Annotated in this window: 16 protein-coding genes and 3 pseudogenes; 5 read left to right on the top strand and 14 right to left on the bottom strand. The window is 70.1% G+C overall.

Annotated features, from left to right (window positions below):
* The first annotated feature begins 17 nt into the window (after positions 1-17).
* A complete protein-coding gene (locus Vlu01_RS04375) occupies positions 18-692 on the top strand; it encodes an amino acid ABC transporter permease (RefSeq protein ID WP_203994131.1) in 675 nt (224 codons plus the stop codon).
* Entirely contained in the window at positions 692-1588 is an 897-nt protein-coding gene (locus tag Vlu01_RS04370) for an amino acid ABC transporter permease (RefSeq protein ID WP_203994128.1), read from the top strand. The genes Vlu01_RS04375 and Vlu01_RS04370 overlap by 1 nt, the downstream gene beginning before the upstream one ends.
* A 182-nt stretch (positions 1589-1770) precedes the next feature.
* Here the strand turns inward: Vlu01_RS04370 and rny are convergent, their stop codons facing one another.
* The 12 genes and pseudogenes from rny to Vlu01_RS04325 all read right to left on the bottom strand — a co-directional run bounded on the left by rny (position 1771) and on the right by Vlu01_RS04325 (position 13131).
* Positions 1771-3537 carry a ribonuclease Y gene (gene rny / locus Vlu01_RS04365; protein ID WP_203994125.1) on the bottom strand — a complete coding sequence of 589 codons (1767 nt, stop codon included), beginning with the start codon at positions 3535-3537 and terminating at the stop codon, positions 1771-1773.
* Entirely contained in the window at positions 3534-3677 is a 144-nt protein-coding gene (locus Vlu01_RS04360; protein ID WP_203994114.1) for a hypothetical protein, read from the bottom strand. The genes rny and Vlu01_RS04360 overlap by 4 nt, the downstream gene beginning before the upstream one ends.
* A gap of 633 nt (positions 3678-4310) precedes the next feature.
* A complete protein-coding gene (locus tag Vlu01_RS04355) occupies positions 4311-4985 on the bottom strand; it encodes a regulatory protein RecX (RefSeq protein ID WP_203994112.1) in 675 nt (224 codons plus the stop codon).
* A 10-nt stretch (positions 4986-4995) separates the two neighbouring features.
* On the bottom strand, positions 4996-5496 hold the full coding sequence (locus Vlu01_RS27755; RefSeq protein ID WP_275409246.1) for a hypothetical protein: 501 nt from the start codon (positions 5494-5496) through the stop codon (positions 4996-4998).
* A 171-nt stretch (positions 5497-5667) separates the two neighbouring features.
* A pseudogene (locus Vlu01_RS27750) lies at positions 5668-6174 on the bottom strand (LAGLIDADG endonuclease); the annotation flags it as partial.
* Between the two features lie 108 nt (positions 6175-6282).
* Positions 6283-8193, bottom strand: a pseudogene (locus tag Vlu01_RS27740) (LAGLIDADG family homing endonuclease); the annotation flags it as partial.
* Positions 8194-8424: pseudogene (locus tag Vlu01_RS27735) on the bottom strand (hypothetical protein); the annotation flags it as partial.
* 185 nt (positions 8425-8609) lie between these two features.
* Positions 8610-8810, bottom strand: coding sequence for a DUF3046 domain-containing protein (locus Vlu01_RS04345; RefSeq protein WP_203994106.1), 201 nt, complete (start codon positions 8808-8810; stop codon positions 8610-8612).
* A gap of 4 nt (positions 8811-8814) precedes the next feature.
* A complete protein-coding gene (locus Vlu01_RS04340; RefSeq protein ID WP_203994103.1) occupies positions 8815-10200 on the bottom strand; it encodes an MFS transporter in 1386 nt (461 codons plus the stop codon).
* A gap of 68 nt (positions 10201-10268) precedes the next feature.
* Positions 10269-11408, bottom strand: a complete 1140-nt coding sequence (locus Vlu01_RS04335) for an acyl-CoA dehydrogenase family protein (protein ID WP_203994100.1) — start codon at positions 11406-11408, stop codon at positions 10269-10271.
* Positions 11409-11441: 33 nt separating this feature from the next.
* Positions 11442-12137 carry a UdgX family uracil-DNA binding protein gene (locus Vlu01_RS04330; RefSeq protein ID WP_203994097.1) on the bottom strand — a complete coding sequence of 232 codons (696 nt, stop codon included), beginning with the start codon at positions 12135-12137 and terminating at the stop codon, positions 11442-11444.
* Between the two features lie 214 nt (positions 12138-12351).
* Positions 12352-13131 carry a GntR family transcriptional regulator gene (locus tag Vlu01_RS04325; RefSeq protein ID WP_203994094.1) on the bottom strand — a complete coding sequence of 260 codons (780 nt, stop codon included), beginning with the start codon at positions 13129-13131 and terminating at the stop codon, positions 12352-12354.
* 609 nt (positions 13132-13740) lie between these two features.
* Between Vlu01_RS04325 and Vlu01_RS27730 the strand changes: the two genes are divergently transcribed.
* Positions 13741-13872 carry a hypothetical protein gene (locus Vlu01_RS27730; RefSeq protein WP_275409244.1) on the top strand — a complete coding sequence of 44 codons (132 nt, stop codon included), beginning with the start codon at positions 13741-13743 and terminating at the stop codon, positions 13870-13872.
* Positions 13873-14066: 194 nt separating this feature from the next.
* Here the strand turns inward: Vlu01_RS27730 and Vlu01_RS04315 are convergent, their stop codons facing one another.
* Positions 14067-15407 carry an aminotransferase class I/II-fold pyridoxal phosphate-dependent enzyme gene (locus Vlu01_RS04315; RefSeq protein WP_203994091.1) on the bottom strand — a complete coding sequence of 447 codons (1341 nt, stop codon included), beginning with the start codon at positions 15405-15407 and terminating at the stop codon, positions 14067-14069.
* Between the two features lie 38 nt (positions 15408-15445).
* Here Vlu01_RS04315 and Vlu01_RS04310 point away from each other — a divergent pair, with 38 nt between their 5' ends.
* Together Vlu01_RS04310 and leuE are read left to right on the top strand one after the other, a co-directional pair.
* Positions 15446-16690: a bifunctional pyridoxamine 5'-phosphate oxidase family protein/GNAT family N-acetyltransferase gene (locus Vlu01_RS04310; protein WP_203994088.1), complete on the top strand. Its 1245-nt coding sequence runs from the start codon at positions 15446-15448 to the stop codon at positions 16688-16690.
* Positions 16687-17349, top strand: coding sequence for a leucine efflux protein LeuE (gene leuE, locus Vlu01_RS04305; RefSeq protein ID WP_203994085.1), 663 nt, complete (start codon positions 16687-16689; stop codon positions 17347-17349). Before Vlu01_RS04310 ends, leuE begins: the two co-directional genes overlap by 4 nt.
* An 80-nt stretch (positions 17350-17429) precedes the next feature.
* On the opposite strand, the gene Vlu01_RS04300 is transcribed toward leuE, so the two are convergent.
* Positions 17430-18383: a sporulation protein gene (locus Vlu01_RS04300; RefSeq protein ID WP_203994082.1), complete on the bottom strand. Its 954-nt coding sequence runs from the start codon at positions 18381-18383 to the stop codon at positions 17430-17432.
* Between the last annotated feature and the right edge of the window lie 4 nt (positions 18384-18387).

Genomic DNA, 18387 nt, shown 5'->3' with positions numbered 1-18387 from the left:
GCCCCGGGAGCCGAAGCATGCACGTATTCACTGATCCGGACAACTTCGACGCGTACGTTTCGGGTTTCCTCTGGATCCTCAAGCTGACCGGTGCGTCCGCGGTCTGCGCGCTGGTGATCGGCGTACTGCTGGCCGCGATGCGGGTCTCCCCCGTACCCGTGCTGCGCGGCTTCGGCGCGGCCTGGGTCAACATCTTCCGCAACACCCCGCTGACGCTTGTCATCTTCTTCTGCTACTTCGGCCTCTACGCCACCCTCGGCCTGAGCCTGTCGCAGGACCTGGACCTCAACATCTACTGGCTCGGTGTCATCGGCCTGTCGACGTACACCGCCGCCTTCGTCTGCGAGGCGGTGCGCTCCGGTATCAACACGGTGCCGACCGGTCAGGCCGAGGCGGCCCGGGCGATCGGGCTCTCCTTCGCGCAGACCCTGCGGATCGTGGTACTGCCGCAGGCGGCACGGTCGGTGATCGCGCCGCTTGGCAGCGTCCTGATCGCCCTGTGCAAGAACGCCACCATCGTCGGCACCATCGGGTTGCTGGAGTCCTCGAACATCATGAAGGACTTGATCAACTCCAACGGTGACGCCGTCATCGTGATCTTCCTGGTCTTCGCCGGCACGTTCGCCGCACTGCTCATCCCCACCGGCTACTTCTTCGGCTGGCTGGCCAACCGTCTGGCGGTGAAACGCTGATGAGCACCAGCAACGTCCTCTACGACCACCCCGGCCCCCGGGCCAAGGTCCGCAACGCGGTGCTGAGCGTCCTCTTCGGCATCGCGCTGCTCGGCCTGCTCTACTGGATCTACACCAAGTTCGACCAGGCGAACCAGTGGGAGCCTCGGCTCTGGGAGCCGTTCACCCGGTCGACCACCTGGACCCAGTTCATCCTGCCGGGCCTGTGGGCCACCCTGAAGGCAGCCGGCGTCGGCATGGTGCTGTCACTCGCCTTCGGCATCGTCTTCGCTTTTGGCCGGCTCTCCGACCGGTGGTGGATCAGCGTGCCGGCCGGCGTGGTGGTGGAGTTCTTCCGCGCCGTACCGCTGCTGCTGATGATCTTCTTCATCTTCTACGGCGTGCCGTTCCTCATCAAAGGACCGGTGACCGCCTTCTGGGCCGTGGTGATCGGCCTGACCCTCTACAACGGCTCGGTGCTGGCCGAGGCATTCCGGGCCGGCATCCGGGCCGTGCCCGGCGGGCAGTCCGAGGCGGCGTACGCGGTCGGTATGCGCAAGAACCAGGTCATGCGGCTGATCCTGCTCCCGCAGGCGGCCCGGGCCATGCTGCCGATCATCGTCAGCCAACTGGTGGTGCTGCTCAAGGACACCGCGCTCGGCTACATCGTGGCCTACCCGGAGCTGCTCCAGCGCGGCGTCAACGACCTCGCCGCGAACTACGGCAACATCATCGCCGCCGCGATGGTGATCGCGGTCATCTACATCGTCCTCAACTCGCTGCTCACCTGGTTCGCCGGCTGGCTGGACCGGCGCACCCGCGTCCGGGCCTTCCGGATGCCGAGGCAGACCGGGCCGGTCGCCGCCGCCGATGCCACGCCCGGCGGCGACGGCACCGCCGTGGAACCGCAGGGCTGACCCGATGGCACGCGGGCGGCGCCGGCCAGGTTGGCCGGCGCCGCCCGCGTCTCCGCCGTTGCACCCCTCGCCGGTTCGTGCGCCAGTGCCCGATGAACGGCGTCGCCGGCTCGGACCGGGCGATGTTAAGAAGGGGCCCCTGCTATGCACGAGACGTTAAGCAGGGGCCCTTCCTTACTGCCTCAGCGGGCGATCTCGGTGACGCGGGACTCGCGGACCACCGTCACCCGGATCTGACCCGGGTAGGTCAGCTCCTCCTCGATCTGCTTGGCCACGTCCCGGGCCAGCACCGCCGCGCCGATGTCGTCGACGTCGTCGGGCTTGACCATCACCCGGATCTCCCGGCCCGCCTGCATGGCGAAGACCTTCTCCACCCCGAGCTTGCCGGCGGCGATCTCCTCGATCCGCTCCAGCCGCTTGACGTACGCCTCCAGGCTCTCCCGCCGTGCCCCCGGCCGCCCGCCCGAACAGGCGTCCGAGGCCTGGGTCAGCACCGCCTCAACGGTCTGCGGCGGCACCTCGTTGTGATGCGCCTCGATGGCGTGGACCACGTCCTCGCTCTCGCCGTACTTGCGGGCCACGTCCGCACCGATGATGGCGTGGCTGCCCTCCACCTCATGGGTGAGCGCCTTACCGATGTCGTGCAGGAACGCCGACCGCTTGATCAGCGGCACGTCCAGGCGCAGTTCCGCAGCCATGATCCCGGCGATGTGCGCGGTCTCCACCAGATGCTTGAGCACGTTCTGCCCGTACGACGTGCGGTAACGCAACCGGCCCAGCAGGGTCACCAGCTCCGGGTGGATCTCGGTGATGCCGACCTCCACCAGGGCATCCTCGGCGGCCCGGTGGCAGAGCTGGTCCACCTCCTGGCGGGCCAGCTCGTGCACCTCCTCGATCCGGTGCGGGTGGATCCGGCCGTCCAGCACCAGCTTCTCCAGGGTCAACCGCCCCACCTCCCGGCGTACCGGGTCGAAGCAGGAGAGCAGCACCGCCTCGGGGGTGTCGTCGATGATCAGGTTGACCCCGGTGACCGATTCGAAGGCCCGGATGTTGCGGCCCTCCCGGCCGATGATCCGCCCCTTCATCTCGTCGCCCGGGAGGTGCAGCACACTGACCACGCTCTCGGCGGTCTGCTCGCTCGCCACCCGCTGGATGGCGTCGACCACGATGTGTCGGGCCCGCTGCTCGGCGGTGGACCTCGCGTCGGACTCGATGTCCCGGACCAGCAGGGCGGCCTCCCGCTTCGCCTGGCCCTCGATCGCCTCGACCAGCTCGGCCCGCGCGGCGTCGGCGGTCAACTCGGCGACCCGCTCCAACTCACGTCGCCGCTGATTTTCCGCCTCGGCGAGCTCCGCCTCCCGCTCGACCAACGCCGCCTCACGGGCGGCCAGCGCGGCGGTCGCCGCCGTGAGCTGGCGTTCCCGTTCCGCGAGCCGCTCCACCTCCTCGGTGTGCAGCCGCTCCCGCTCGTCCATCCGGGTAGCCCGCCGCTCCACCTCGGCGGCCTGCTCACGGGTGGTCGCGGCGAGCACCGCCACCTCCCGTTCGCCGCTGCGCCGAGCCGCGGCACGCAACTGCTCGGCATCCGCCTCGGCCTGCTTGTGCGCCCGTTCGAGTACCGTGTCCGCCTCGGCGCGGGCGTCGTCGAGCACCCGGCGGGCCTCCGCCCGGGCCGCCTTCGCCTCGGCCTTGGCCGCCGCCGCCTCGGCGCGGGCCGCCGCTGCTGCGGACTTCGCCACATCGATGGTGCTGTTGACTTCGTCAGCGGCGGTACGCAGCGCGGCCAGCGACTGCTCCTGCCGGTCCTTCTCCGCGACGTACGCGGGATCCTCCGGTGCCGGACGCGTCAGCAGACCCCGCACCACCCGCAACCCGACGACGACCGCGCCGAGCACCACGAGGGTCAGCACCAGCACGGCGGTCAGGATCACGACATCGAAGGCGCTCATACGGCGGCCCCGCCCGGCCCGGCACCGACCACGGTGGCACCGGCGGTCGCCTGGTGATCAGCGGACGATCCCGAACCCTGCTCGCCGTCGTCGGTGCCCTCCGACGTCGCCGCGCCGGGAACGCCGCTCCCCCCGCTCATGCCGGCGCTCCGTTCCGCGCGCCCCTACCGGACAGCACCGAACGGAGCCTCAAGGTCGGCTCGCTCCGCTCGATCCGCTCGCTCATGCCGGGACCCCGGTGAACCTGTGCCGCCTCGCCATGGCGCGCCTCCCCTGAACCGTCGCGCCGCAACAGCGTGCCGGGTGGGCATGCTCCTGCGACTCTGGACGCCCGACCGGAGCGCATGGCCGTGGGTTGGCTTCCTCCGCCGACGTCCTGACAGCCGTCGGCGGGCCGGGTGCAGTGTCACGCGAGCCCGGACCGGCCTGTCCGAAGCTGACGTACGCGGCCGATGGTGCCGGCCAAAGTGATGCTGTTCTGTTACGGGATCTATGTTGTGCGCTTAGCCTGCGCTGGGTCGGGCAATGTGAGCCTTTATGGCGAGGCTAGGTCCCAACCGGCCTCCGGTCAAGAACAGATGATCAAACCACCCAGACGGAGGGAAGTTGAATCGTCACCCTCCGCCAATGAATACTCGGACGCCAGCGGGCAAAAAAGACGAACAATCAGCGCCGAAGTGACACATCCGGGCTGGTCAGTCGACAGGGGCCCATGGCGCACGGAGCCGAGCTCGCACGGTCAGGACGCGGCACCCGCCGCCCCGACGATCTGCTCAGCGGTCGATCTCGCCCTCGGCGTCGGCGAGGGCGTCGGCGTCGATCTGCTCGGCGAACTCGGCCGCCTCGGCGCTCTGCGCGGCGATCGCGTCCTTCACCGCACGGATCGCGACACCGGCCGGGTAACCCTTCCGGGCCAGCATGCCGACCAGCCGCCGGAACACCGCGTCCGGCTCGCCTCGGGCGGTACGCAGCTTTCGGTCCACCAGCGCGCGGGCGGTCTCCGCCTCGGTGGTCTCGTCCAACTCGTCCAACGCCTCGCTGGCCGTGTCACCATCCACGCCCCGCTGGCGCAGCTCGTTGGCAAGTGCCCGGCGGGCCAACCCACGGCCGGCGTGCCGACTGCTCACCCAGGCCCGGGCGAACGCAGCGTCGTCGATGATGCCAACCTCGTCGTACCGGTCGAGAACCTGGTTCGCGGTTTCCTCGGAGATGCCCCGCCGAGCCAGGGCGGTGGCCAACTCGGCACGGGTACGCGGACGCACCGCGAGCTGCCGCAGACAGATTTCCCGGGCCACCTCGGCCTCCTCGCGAGGCGCGGATGCCGGGTCACCCGGGTCGGAGGCGTTCCCGGAGGCGCGGCGGCCTCGGCGGGGGCGCGGTGTGGTGTCACCCGCACGGGGCGGGCTGGCATCCCAGCCTCGCCCCGTGCGGGCACGTCGTCCTGCCATGGGTCTTCGATCAGAAGTCGACCGGCGGCAGCTCCGGGCCGCCAGCGGCGTCGCCCGCGCCGGCCCCGACGCCGAGCTTCTCCAGGATCCTCTTCTCGATCTCGGCGGCCACGTCCGGGTTCTCCCGGAGGAACTCGCGGGCCTTCTCCTTGCCCTGGCCGAGCTGGTCGCCCTCGTAGGTGTACCAGGCGCCGGACTTGCGGATGATCGACTGCTCGACGCCGACGTCGATCAGTGAGCCCTCACGGGAGATGCCCTTGCCGTACATGATGTCGAACTCGGCTTGTTTGAACGGGGCGCTGACCTTGTTCTTCACGACCTTCACCCGGGTGCGGTTACCGACCACATCGGTGCCGTCCTTCAGACTCTCGATGCGCCGCACGTCGAGCCGGACCGAAGCGTAGAACTTCAACGCCCGGCCACCAGTCGTGGTCTCGGGACTGTTGTGCACCATGACGCCGTCGACGAAGTAGTTGTGGTTGCCCTCGACCTCGATGTCGAACCGGTTCATCGATCGAGTCTTCGGCTTGACCCGGACATCGATGACCCGTGCGGGCACCGGCATCAGCTCCGCCGGGACGAACTGCGGCTCGACGGCGCACTGGCCCCGGAAGCGCGGCAGCAGCTTGGCCTCCATCGCCACCGGAACGTAGGGAGCAACCAGCTCCTGGAACCTCGCCGAGGACTCCGTGGTGAAGATGATCGACGCCGTCTGCCGAGTGCCCCGGGAGACCAACTTCACGTCCATGCCGTACGCGTCACGCAGATGCTCCACCAAACGGTCGCGGCTGCCCTCCGCCATCGCCTCGACGCAGATCTCGATCCGACCGGAGCCGCCGGCCGTACGCTCCTGCAGGCCCTTGGAGCGGACGGTGAAGCAGCCATCGTCCATGTACCACACGGCGAGAGCGAGCGGGGTCAACGCCTTGAGGTAATCCCAGCTGAGGTGCTTCTTGCCGTCGCCGAGGTAGACCGCGCGGCGCAGCTCATCCAGCTCCGGCAGCGGGGTGAAGTCGACGAACGCCGCACCTCGTGCGTCGGTACGCCGAGAGTGGCCGATGTTGCCCAGCAGCGAGATCTTCCAGTCGAGGTAGTCGACCTGCTGTGCACCGTGGCCGAGACGGAAGCGGACACCGGAGCGATCCTGACGGTTCGGCGACAGGGCACCGTCGCCCATCAGCGAGCCGAGCACGACCTGCCACTGCTGCTCACTGAGGCGGCGTGACTCGGCGAGCATCACCCGGTCACCGGCGATCAATTCGCCCGCTTCCCGCCAGCCGCCCGGAGTGCGCACCAGGTGGTTGGGGGTGGCTGCGAACTGCGCCCGCCCGTTGCCGCCCGACTTGGCGACGGTGAACTGGAGGAACTGCTCTGCCGGACCGTTGTTGAACCAGTTGGTGATCCGCTTCGGCTCCACCCGGTCGGTGTCCGGGTTGTAGGCGAGAACCTCGACGTCCATCCGCTGGTTGACGATCTTGCCGATCTTCTCCTGCGTGCCGTCGGCCAGGGTGACCCTGGTCGAGTACGACATGCAGCCGAACATCACCCCGATCTTCTCGCGGAGCTGGTTGATGAAGATCGCGGTGGTGCCGGTGTTGTTGAGCACACCGGTGATCTTCCGCAGCGCCTGGCTCATCAGCCGGGCCTGCAGACCGACGTGGCTGTCGCCCATCTCGCCCTCGATCTCGGCGCGCGGCACCAACGCGGCGACCGAGTCGATCACGATGATGTCGATCGCGCCGGAGCGGACCAGCATGTCCGCGATCTCCAGCGCCTGCTCGCCGGTGTCCGGCTGGGAAACCAGCAGGGCGTCGGTGTCGACGCCGAGGGCCCTGGCGTACTCCGGATCGAGCGCGTGCTCGGCGTCGATGAAGGCGGCGATGCCGCCGGCCCGCTGGGCGTTGGCCACCGCGTGCAGCGCGACCGTGGTGTTGTGGGACAGCACTCCGTTCGCCAGGAAGCTGTGCGTTCCCGGGAGCATCACGTCGAAGGTGGGTTGGGTGCCCGCGTCGGCAACCTCGACGACCTTCTCGTAGGTGTAGGCGGAGGTCGCCAGGTGCCTGAGGTGCGCCAGAATTGCCTGACCCGACACCGACAGGCGGTCCGCGCGCCGATCACCCCACTCCACGATCTTCATCAGGCGGCTGCGGGAACAGGCCAGCTCGGTGTCCGCGCGGAAGAGGTCGCCAGCGGCCCGGTCGAACGCCCGGTCACCTCCGCAGTCGTCGCGAAGGTCCCGGATGAGGCCCTTGAGATGAGGGATGTTCTCGAACTGGGCGTCGCGGCTACTGAGCCGGAAGCAGCGCTCGACCTGCGCGCGACGCCGGGCGGAGCGGAACCCGACCTCGTTGACGAACCGGTGCGCGACCGACGGATTGACCGTCACGGTCCAGTAGTCGCGCTGATATTTCTCGTTCCACTTCGCGGAGACGGTGTTGGGGATGTTGAGCCCGTAGAGCAGCAGCTGAACCTCACGGGCCAGTTGCTCGGAGGCGGTGCCGAGCCCGATCGTGGAACTTTCGTCGATCCACCCGTCGCCCTCGAACAGCGCCGACAGGAAAGCGCGTTGCATCTTGTGACCGGCGGTACGCACCCGGTAGGGCACGCTCTTGCCGTGCGCAGTCACGTAGTCGAGGCCGTATTCCTCGGAAAGGCGCTTGCGGAACGCCCCACCCGAGACGACGAACTCCCTGTTGTCGTAGTTGCGGACGTCGACACCGAACGTCTGTTCCATGAGGCGGCAGTACTCACCGCTCACCTCGGGATCCCAGTTGGTGAACCGGACGCTGTGCTGATAACTCAGCGAGCCCTCGGCAACGAGATAGCCCAGGAGCACGGCCTCGTCCTCGGACAGACCGTCGCCGTGAGCGGCCTCCGATGCGCCGAAGGTGGCCGATACCAGGTAGTCACCAGGTTGAATGTTCCCGACCGTCCGCCAGGCGATGAATCCGCGCTCGGTGATCACCCGCAGTGGGTGGTTCTTCGTCGCCGTCACGGTCCGCCCGGAACGCAGCCTGAGCTTGGTCACCGGTTTGCGGTTGTTGTGCGTCAACGCCGCGACAGGTTCGAGCTCGCCACGCTCGTTGACCATCCGCACACCGAGTTCGCGGATGTCAGTGACCCGGCTGGTGCAACTTGCCGGCTGACCGCACCGCGCAAAAAGCTCCTCGACAGTCTCGAGGCCCCGGTCCGTCCAGACGTGCGTGTCAGCGGTGAGGCACTTACCGCTGCTCTCCGGGCCGTACACCTCGACGACCCGGCCGCGGGGCAGACCACCCACGCCGAGCGCGACGTCGAGCGCGATGGAGCCGGTCGGAATGACCGAGGTCTGGATGACCGGCCGATCCCCCAGCCGCATCACCGAGCCCTTGCCGAACTGCTTGTCGATCTGAGCGAGAGCAAGGTCGAGCGCCTTCTCCCGGTCAGGACCTGCCGCCATCGTTGCCACCCCTGCCTTCGCCGGCGTCTTTCCTGAGCTTCGCGTCACGCGGGACACGCTAGGCGCTGGGTCCGACAGAAAACCAGCCGACCGGCCGTGGCCTGTGGACGAGCACCTCGCTGTGGACAATAGCCGAACAGGTGTACGACTCGGCAAGAGACACGCGGAAGTAACGAATCGGCTGCTCAGCGTAGCCGGGCAGGCACCCGGTCGGGATAGGCGGCGACCACGGCACGCCACACCACATGCGTCTCCACGCCGGCCGCGAGGGCCTGCTCGATGGTCCGGCCGCCGAGTTCCGACAGCACCTGGTCGCGGGCGATGCTCGCCGCGTACGCCGGCCCGAACGCCTCGCCCAGGCGCGTCCAGAAGTCGGTCAGCCGCACGTGATCAGTCCTCCCTGTCCGGTGCACCCACCGGCACCGGACGCAACGCTAGCGCCAGCAGGGGCGCCACCGCGACCGCGGCGAGCAGGGTCAGCACCGGATAGCCCGCCAGTTGCATGACAAACCCGCTCAGCGCCCCCGCCAGCGCTCCGGCCAGCCCCATGAGCAGGTCGGACAGCCCTTGCGCGCTGGGGCGCACCGCGTCCGGCACCGACTCCGACAGCAGGGTGGAACCGGCCACCATGGTCGCCGACCAGCCGAGCCCGAGCAGGATGAGCCCGATGGTGAGCCGGGGAGTGTGGTGCCCGGCGGTGCCGGCGACCGCACAGGCGGCCAGCAGCGTCCCGATCCCGCCGAGGATGACCGGGCGTCGGCCGAACCGGTCGGCGAGCCAACCGACCACCGGTGCCAGCGCGTACATGCCGGCGATGTGCAGGCTGAGCACCAGCCCGACCACCGGCAGCACCTCGTCGACCGGGTAGTACTCCCGGAGGTGCACCGGGGTCATCGCCATCACCGCCACCATCACCAGGTGACCCACGGCCACGGCGGCGACGCCGAGCCGGGCGGCCGGTCGGGCGCGTACCACCGACCAGGCGGCGCCCATGCCCTTGCCGCGCCGGGCCGACGGTGCCGCGACCGGCGCGGTCGCCGCCGGAGCCGTGGCCGCCGGAGCGAGCGCAGACGCGGCCGGCGCGGGATCGGGCGTCGCCGAGACCGACGTGGCCTCGCCCGCTCGGCCCGCCGCCAGCCGGCGCGCGGTGAGCAGCGGATCGGGCCGCAACCACAGCAGCAGTACGCCGGCGGCGAGCACGAACGCGACGGCGCTGAACGCGAACGGGCCGGACAGCGCCGGCAACCCCCAGCCGCTCGTGGTGCGGTCGGCGAGCGCGGCGAAGTTCGGCGCGGCCACCGCGCCGATGGTGGTGGCCCAGACGATCAGCGACAGCTGCCGGGCGCGCCGGTCCGGTTCGGCGAGGTCCACAGCGGCGTAACGGGCTTGGAGGTTGGCGGCGGAGCCCCCGCCGAAGAGAAGCATGCCGAGGAAGAGCAGCGGAACCCAGCGGGTCGCCGCGGCGACCACGACGAGCGCCCCGCCGAGCGCCCCTACCACGTACGCAAAGGCCAGGCCGGGGCGGCGACCGTACCCGGCGATGATCCGGGTGACCGGCACAGCGAGCAGGGCGGCACCGATCACGGCGGCGCTCTGTGCCAGGCCGGCCACGGCGGTGCCGGCGATCTCGGCGGCGAGCAGGGCGCCGACCGCGATGCCGATGGTCACCCCGATGCCGCCGACGATCTGGGTGGTGAAGAGCAGCCGGAGGGTGCGCCGCTGGATCGGCGCGACCTCCGGATGCGCCGCCGGCGAGGGCGTCAGGTCAGTGGCCAACGGGAGGCTCCTTGGTAAGGGGTGGCCATCCTTTCGCACCCGACCGGTCGCCGGCAGCCCGGTTTTCGTCACAGCCCCAGGCCGCGACCGATGATCTCCTTCATGATCTCCGTGGTGCCGCCGTAGATGGTCTGCACCCGGCTGTCCAGCCAGGCCCGCGCCACCGGGTACTCCAGCATGAAGCCGTAGCCGCCGTGCAACTGCACGCACCGGTCGGCGACCCGGTTCTGCAATTCGGTGGTCCACCACTTGGCCTTGGCCGCGTCGGTCACCGACAGCCGTCCGGCGTTGAACTCGGCGACGCAGTGGTTGACGAAGGTCCGCGCGATGGTGACCTCGGTGTCCAGTTCGGCGAGGAGGAACCGGTTGTGCTGGAACTTTCCGATCGGCCGGCCGAAGGCTTCCCGGGTGCGTGCGTGGTCGAGGGTGAGCGCGAGCAGCCGTTCCGCGGCGGCGACCGCGGCGACCGCGATGCTGAGCCGTTCCCGGGGCAGGTTCGCCATCAGGTGGTAGAAGCCGTGGTTCTCGGTGCCGATGAGGTTGGTGGCCGGCACCCGGCAGTCGTCGAAGAAGAGTTCCGCGGTGTCGTTGGCCTTCAACCCGACCTTGGCCAGCCGGCGGCCCCGGGTGAAGCCGTCGGTGCCGGTCTCCACCGCGATCAGGCTCACCCCGTGGGCGCCCTCGTCGGCGGTACGGGCCACCACGATCACCAGGTCGGCCATCTCGCCATTGGTGATGAACGTCTTCTGCCCGTTGAGCACGAAGTTGTCCCCGTCCCGGACGGCCGTGGTGCGGACGCCGGCCAGGTCGGAGCCGGCCCCGGGTTCGCTCATCGCGATGGCGGTGACCAGGTCGCCGGAGCAGAAGCCGGGCAGCCAGCGTTTGCGCTGCTCCTCGGTGGTCAGCTCGGTGAGGTACGGCGCGACCACGTCGTTGTGCAGGCCGAAGCCGAGGCCGGAGCAGCCCGAGTTGACGATCTCCTCGACGAGGACGGCGTTGTACCGGAAGTCCCGCTGTCCGCCGCCGCCGTACTCGGGGTCGACGTCCATGCCGAGCAGGCCGGCGGCACCGGCGGTGCGCCACACCTCACGGTCGACGATGCCGTCGGCCTCCCAGCGGTCGTGGTGCGGTACGGCTTCGCGGACGAGGAACCGTCGGCACAGGTCACGGAACTCGTCGTGGTCTGACTCGTAGAGGTGCTGCTGCATGGCGGCAAGTGTGGCACCGCCTCGGCGGGGGCGTCAGCCGGCGAGGGCGCGAGCCACGACGGTCAGGTCGGCGACCAGCCCGTCGTACGCGACGTCCTGGTTGTCGGCGCGCAGCACGGCGGACGGGTGGATAGTGGCGAGCAGTTGCGCCGATGGCGCGTCGGTGGTGGCTCCGGCGCTGTCCACCGGCACCCGCTGGAAGTCCTCCGGGTGTTGTGCGGCAGCCGGCCAGGGCAGCAGTTCGCCGCGCTGGCGGGTGACCCGGAAGGTCGGGCCGAGCAGCGCCTTCGCGGCGGTCGCGCCGAGCACCACGATCACCTCCGGGTTGAGCTGGGCGAACTCGGCGACCAGCCAGGGTCGGCAGGCGGTGATGTGCACCCGGTCCGGGGTCTGGTGGATGCGCCGCTTGCCGCGTAGCTCGAACCGGAAGTGCTTGACCGCGTTGGTGAGGTAGATGTGTTTCGGGTCCAGTCCGGCGTCGTCGACCGCCTTGCGCAGCAGTCGTCCGGCGGGGCCGACGAAGGGCAGTCCTTTCTGGTCCTCCATGTCACCGGGCTGCTCGCCGACGAAGACCACCCGGGCGCTGGCGTCGCCCCGGCCGAAGACGGTCTGCGTGGCATCCCGGTGCAGCTCGCAGCCCCGACAGTCGGTGGCGGCGACGCGCAGCTCGTCGAGCGTGTCGGCCTGCGGCGGAATGAACTGCTGGGCACCTGGTGCGGTCTCGGCCATGGCGACTGTTATATACCCGTTGAAAGCAGGATGCCCGAGTAGGGTGCTGCCGTGCCGGAGTGGTCGACCCGGGGGTCGACCATGTCTGTCGCGGCCCTGTCGAGCTAAGAGCGGCAACGGATCGCAGTGACCGACCGCCACCGCGGTGGGCCGATGCCGCACGCCATCCACTGACCGGCCCGCCGACGGCGACAAACGCGAGGGCGTACGCGGCTCAGCTCGACAGGTCGATCCGATAATCCAAACTCACCCTGTCGGCAGGGATCGTAATGTCGGCGACCTCCACCACCCGATCCCCGACGTACGTCTGGCGGGTGATGACAACGACCGGCACTCCACCGGGAATCTTGAGCGCCTCCGTTTCATCTGCCACCGGCATTCTCGCCCGCACCTGTTCCCGAACGGAGGTGATCGTGTACCCGAGGCTGTGTAGCTGGGACGTGTTTCCGCCTGGCCATGGTTCGTTGGCCGGGTCGGCAACCGGCGTTCCGGCCACCATCTCCAGCAGGAGGTAGGAGGTCGACATCTGTTGCGGTACGCCGTGAGCGCGGAAGACGAAGCGCCGCTCCAGCAGAGACGTCCCCGGCTGTACTCCGAAGAGTTCAGCTGTCGCGTCGGTGGCGGGCACCTCACGGAACTTCTTGTCCAGGGTGTACGCCGACCATCCGATCCGCTGATCGGCGGTGAAGGAGGTGCCCAACTCACCTGAGCGAACCTGGTCCAGTTCCTTGCGGTAGCGGTCGGAGCCGAGACGGCGCACGGGCATTACCGGACGCGCGTACGTCCCCCGGCCCATCTCGGTGACCACCAGTCCTTCAGCCCGCAGGAGGGCCAGTGCCTCCCGGACCGTTCCCCGCGCCACCGAAAACTCGGCCATCAGGGTCGATTCGCTGGGAAGTAGTGAGCCAGGCGGGATCGCGCCGGCCATGATCCGGCGGCGCAGTTCATCTGCCACCAGCCGATACCGGCGGGGCTCCGGGTGCGGGGCAGGCACGCTCGCCACCGTACCGCCGATCCCCCGGAGACTCCTCCTCCTCGCCGCGCGGGTGGCAAGCCTGTCTAGACAGGTTGCCTAGACATGTCTATCGTTGTGAGACAACCGGCACAGAACGTGACCTAGGGGTAGGTGCCTGTGCCGGTTGCCCTACGGACCCAGGGAGGCATCCGTGTCCCAGTGGAAGTGGTTCCACCGCCCAGCCGAACCGATCGATGTCGTGCAGCCGGCGACCAGGTACGGCCGACAGGACGGGCAGCCTCGCCCCCCGGTGGCACAGGACGGCCCGGCGCAGGCGCTGCGTAAACATGGGCGGTCGAGCAGAGCGGCATCGGGGCGCTCACGCTTCGCGCTCTGTCGGCGCGAGGGGAGGAGGCGCGGTGGCGCTGCCTCGGATCCGGCCTGAGGTTCCCTTCCGTGTCCAACTCGCCTGGTCGGTCATCGACGCCCATCACGTCACGGTCTGCTCACGGTGTCGGCCGGCCTCGGTCTGCCCCAGCCTCGCCGACGCGGCAGCGGTCATCAACGCCTGGCGCACCTCGGTCGGGAGATCTGTTGTGGCTGACCCGAGCGGCAAGCCCGCAGTTCCACCGACCCATCCGATTCCGGGTGATCAGGGAGCTTGATCTGAGCACCTACGACGGCTGGATCTGGTTGGAGGGATACCAAATCGACGACCGGGGCGACGCGATCGCTCGTCGCGCGGTCTTCGTCTGGTTGCAGGGCCTTCGGAAACTCTAGCCAGTGGTACGCCCACAGCCCCGCAGCTCGCACTCCCCTTCTCAACCAGCGCACGCTGCACCGTCTGCCAGCCATTCTTGGACAGTTTCCGTTAGCGGCTAACAGGAACTGTCCAAGATTTCACGTTCCAGGTCTCGCCCGGCGCCGCGCACGGCGTGCCAGCGTCGTGCCGATCAGGGCACGGCCCCTGCCGGTCAGGCGGTGAAGCCGGGTGCTGGGGTGGGACGGGCCGCGCGGGCGACCGCCTCGGCGAGCACCGGGATCTCCTCCTCGTGCAGGCCGCTGACGGTGATGCGCAGTCCGGGTGGGCCGGCGAGGCGGTAGAGCACGCCGGGCGCGACCGCCCAGCCGGCGTCACGCAGGGCGGTGAGCGCGCTGGTCTCGTCGTCCACCGGCACCCAGACGTTGATGCCGGTGCATCCGTGCGCGGGCAGGCCCCGGTCGGCCAGGGCGGTGATCAGGGCCTTGCGTCGCCGTTCGTAGCTCTCTGCCGCCCGGTCGACCAGGGCGGCCGTCGCCGGGTCGCGCCAGAGTGACAGCACGAGCCGTTGCAGCACGGTGGAGACCCAGCCGGCGCCGACCCGGGCCCGGCCGGCAACCCGCGCCACCGTGGTCTCGTCTCCGGCCAGCACGGCCAGGCGCAGGTCGGGGCCGAAGGGCTTGCTCACCGACCGGAGGAAGGCCCAGTGGGTGGTCGCTCCGGCGAGCGGGTGCAGCGGTACGCGGGCCAGCTCGGCGGCGTGATCGTCCTCGATCAACAGCAGATCGGCTCGTCCGGCGAGCAGGGCGCGCAGGGCTCTGGCCCGGTCGGCGGAGACCGCCGCGCCGGTGGGGTTCTGGGCCCGGCTGGTCACGATGAGCGCTCGTGCTCCGGCGGCCAGGGCCGCCGCGACTCCTGCGACGATCGGCCCATCGTCGTCGATCGGCATCCCGATCGGCCGCAGCCCGAGGGCGGCGAGCAGGTCGAGCAGCCCGGCCCAGCCCGGGTCCTCCACGGCGACCGCGTCACCGTGGCGCAGGTGCGCGCCGAGGAGGCGCTCGATGCCGTCCAGTGCGCCGCCGGTGAGGGTCAGCCCGGCGGCGGGCACCCCGTCGGCACGCAGCCGCGCCCCGGCCAATTCGGCCATCTCGGGGAGTACGCCGAGGTCGGGATAGGCCACCGGGTCGCCGACGACATCGGCGAGGGCGGCCAGGTGTCGACCCAACGGCGGCAGTAGTCGCCGGTCGGGTTCACCTCGGGACAGGTCGCGCAGCCCGGGTGCGGGCGGCGGGCGCAGCGCGGCCCGGCGGGCGGCGACCGGCGGGCGGGGACGTACCCGGGTGCCGTGCCGGCCGGCGGTGACGACGAGCCCACGACGACGCAGCTCAGCGTAGGCGCGGGCGACGGTGGCCGGGCTGACGGCGAGGTCTGCGGCGAGGGTGCGGACCGGTGGCAGGGAGTCGCCGGGGGCGAGGGCCGCCTCGCGGATGCCGGACTCGATGCTGGCCGAAATCTCGACGGCTGTCGCGCCGGTGACCTGATAGCGTGCTGACACAAACAATATTCTGTACTAGAACAAAGGTCGAAGCAAGCATGTACCCGCAGACCACCCGCACCACCGCCAGCCGGTCCCGGGACCGGATGAGTTACGACCGGACGGCCACGCACGCGGTGCTCGACGAGGCGTACGACTGCGCACTCGGGTTCACCGTGGACGGCGAGCCCCGCGTCCTGCCCACGCTGCACGTGCGCATCGGCGACACGCTCTACCTGCACGGCTCCACCGGTAGCCGACCGCTGCTCGCCGCCCGCGCCGACGGTCTGCCGGTCTGCGTCGCGGTCACGCTGCTCGACGGGCTGGTCTACGGTCGCTCCCAGTTCCACCACAGCGCCAACTACCGTTCGGTGATCGCGCACGGCATCGCCCACCTGGTCACCGACCCGGCCGAGAAGGCCGACGTGCTGACCGCCCTGGTGGAGAAGGCCGGCACCGGTCGCGCGGCGGACAGCCGCCCGGCGAACCGGCGGGAACTGGCCGAGACCGCCGTGCTGGCACTGCCGCTGGTGGAGGTGTCGCTGCGCACCCGCACCGGCCAGGTCCGCGACGACCCGGCCGACCTCGATCTGCCGCACTGGGCCGGGGTGGTGCCGCTGCGGCTGACCCCCGGCCTGCCGGAACCCGATGCCGCAGTCACCGCACCGCTGCCCGGCTATCTGCGCCCGAACCACTCGCCCTGGCACGAGCCGGCGGTGCTGCGCGGCGCACACGTGCTGCTGGAGCCGCTCGATGTGTCACACACCGACGAGTTGTACGCCGCCACCGCCGAGGCCGAGGTCTGGCGGCACCTGAGCCGACCGCTGCCGACCGGGCCGGAACAGGTACGGGACGTGATCGTCGCCGCCCTGACCGAGCAGCAGCGCGGGGACCGGGTCGCCTGGGTGCAGCGGTGCGCGGTCACCGGGGCGGTGGTCGGCACCACCTCGTATTACGGAATCAGCTCCGAACGGCGTTCGGTGGCGATCGGGCACACCATGCTCGGCCGCTCGTGGTGGCGTACCGGGATCAACACCGAGGCGAAGCTGCTGCTGCTCACCCGCGCCTTCGACGAGCTGGGCGCGGTGCGGGTGGTCTGGCACACCGACATCCGCAACGAACGGTCCCAGCGTTCCCTGGAGCGGCTCGGCGCACGCCGGGAGGGGGTGCTGCGGATGGATCGGCAGCGTCCGGACGGCTCCTGGCGGGACGCCGTACAGTATTCGATGATCATCGACGAGTGGCCGAAAGCACAGGTCAGCCTCCGGGAAAGGCTTCGTGCTCAAGCCACCTCGCCCCGATGATGTCGGGCGTGCTGGGAATCACCGACATCTGGACGTACGTGCTGGGCACCGTGGCCATCGTGCTGCTGCCCGGCCCCAACTCGCTGTTCGTCCTCGCCACCGCCGCACGGCGTGGGGTCGGCGTCGGTTATCAGGCGGCGAGCGGTGTCTGGGTCGGCGACGCGGTACTCATGTTCCTCTCCGCCGCCGGGGTGGCGTCGCTGCTCAAGGCATACCCCCCGATCTTCCTCGTGATCAAGTACGCGGGTGCCGCGTACCTGGGCTATGTGGGGTTGACCATGCTGCGCGGAGCCTGGCGGCGCTGGCGGGACCGCAACGACCCGAACACCCCGCGGCTGATCGACGCCGCGGAGCCGGCGGCGATGCGCAGCCCGTTCCGCAAGGCGCTGGTGATCAGCCTGCTCAACCCGAAGGCGATCCTCTTCTTCGTCTCGTTCTTCATCCAGTTCGTCGACCCGACCTACCCCTGGCCCGCGCTGTCGTTCCTGCTGCTCGGCCTGATCGCCCAGGTGACCAGTGCGCTCTACCTGACCGCGCTGATCTTCGCGGGCACGTTCCTGGCCGCTCAGTTCAGTCGGCGACGACGGTTGGCAGCCGGCGCGACCAGTGCCGTGGGTGCCCTCTTCCTCGGCTTCGGTCTCAAGCTCGCCCAAGGGTAAGGAAGGGCACCCTGTTAACGCCTCCGGTAGTAAAAGGGGCCCTTCCTAACACCGCACCGGCGTCCACCGCGCCGGGCGGGTCAGGTGCCGTCGGAGCCGCCGCCACCGCTGCCGCCGGCCGCGCCACCGCCGCTGCTGCCGGTCCCGCCGGAGGTGTCGAGGTCGGAACCCGGCGGCACGGGGTGGTCGGGCGGACGGCTGACGTGGGCCGACTCGGTGATGGGGGCCGACCAGTCGGCGTGCGCCGCCGCGGCGGCGTGCCGGTTGATCGCCTCACGCAGCCAGCCGTCCACGGTGCTCACCCAGTCCCGCTGGTCGGCGCCGACGTGCCAGATCCGGAACCGGCTGATGCTGGTGTGGGTGATTCCGGCCAGCGCCAACCGCCGGTCGCACCAGAGGATCACCTCCAGGCCGGCGGAGTTGGCCACGAAGATCACCTCCAGCTCGGTGATCGGCCCGGCGTAGAGCGGACCGACCCAGAAACCCCACCGCTGGTGCAGGGGCAGGGTCTGCGCCACACCGGGCAACCGACCGTCGACCAACCCTGACTGGCGGACGGTGAAGCCGAGCGTGTCCAGGGCGGCCAGCACGTGCTGCTGGGTCGGCAGCGGATGGACGAAGATCGGCACCAGGGCGCCCTGGTCCAGGGTGGCCTCGATCGCCACCTCGGTACGCAGCCCCATCCGCAGGCTGAGCAGCGGCACCCCGCCCAGGGTGGTCACCGGCGTCTCCCACGGCACCGGGAACTCGAACGGAATCGACCGGGCCCGGCCGGCCCGCAGCACCAGCGCGCCGGTCACCTGCGCCTGATGGAACTGCACCAGTCGGCGGGGCGCCTCCGGATCGTCCGGCTCGGCCGTGCTGAGCAGGCCGAGCCGGACGTGCAGGACCGGCACGTCGACGGAACCGGCGACGAGGTTCACCCGCCCGGGCAGTCGCAGGCCGGGGCGGGTGCTCGGGTTGGCCAGCGCGGTCTGCACCGTCAGGCCCGTGCCGCCTGCTCCCGGTGACACCCCCGTCAGCCGCACCCGCATGCCC

The organism is Micromonospora lutea (assembly GCF_016863535.1).
GTDB lineage: Bacteria > Actinomycetota > Actinomycetes > Mycobacteriales > Micromonosporaceae > Micromonospora > Micromonospora lutea.
The sequence above is the reverse complement of the archived record's forward strand: the minus strand, read 5'-3'. Positions and strand labels throughout refer to the sequence as shown.

Excerpts from the sequence above, each read along its gene's own strand:
- Vlu01_RS04370 (WP_203994128.1), top strand. The coding sequence starts at position 692 with ATGAGCACCAGCAACGTCCTCTACGACCACCCCGGCCCCCGGGCCAAG.
- leuE (WP_203994085.1), top strand. The coding sequence starts at position 16,687 with ATGATGTCGGGCGTGCTGGGAATCACCGACATCTGGACGTACGTGCTG.
- Vlu01_RS04330 (WP_203994097.1), bottom strand. The coding sequence starts at position 12,137 with ATGGCCGAGACCGCACCAGGTGCCCAGCAGTTCATTCCGCCGCAGGCC.
- Vlu01_RS04355 (WP_203994112.1), bottom strand. The coding sequence starts at position 4,985 with ATGGCAGGACGACGTGCCCGCACGGGGCGAGGCTGGGATGCCAGCCCG.
- Vlu01_RS04335 (WP_203994100.1), bottom strand. The coding sequence starts at position 11,408 with ATGCAGCAGCACCTCTACGAGTCAGACCACGACGAGTTCCGTGACCTG.
- Vlu01_RS04360 (WP_203994114.1), bottom strand. The coding sequence starts at position 3,677 with ATGAGCGGGGGGAGCGGCGTTCCCGGCGCGGCGACGTCGGAGGGCACC.
- Vlu01_RS04310 (WP_203994088.1), top strand. The coding sequence starts at position 15,446 with ATGTACCCGCAGACCACCCGCACCACCGCCAGCCGGTCCCGGGACCGG.
- rny (WP_203994125.1), bottom strand. The coding sequence starts at position 3,537 with ATGAGCGCCTTCGATGTCGTGATCCTGACCGCCGTGCTGGTGCTGACC.
- Vlu01_RS04300 (WP_203994082.1), bottom strand. The coding sequence starts at position 18,383 with ATGCGGGTGCGGCTGACGGGGGTGTCACCGGGAGCAGGCGGCACGGGC.
- Vlu01_RS04375 (WP_203994131.1), top strand. The coding sequence starts at position 18 with ATGCACGTATTCACTGATCCGGACAACTTCGACGCGTACGTTTCGGGT.
- Vlu01_RS27755 (WP_275409246.1), bottom strand. The coding sequence starts at position 5,496 with ATGAACCGGTTCGACATCGAGGTCGAGGGCAACCACAACTACTTCGTC.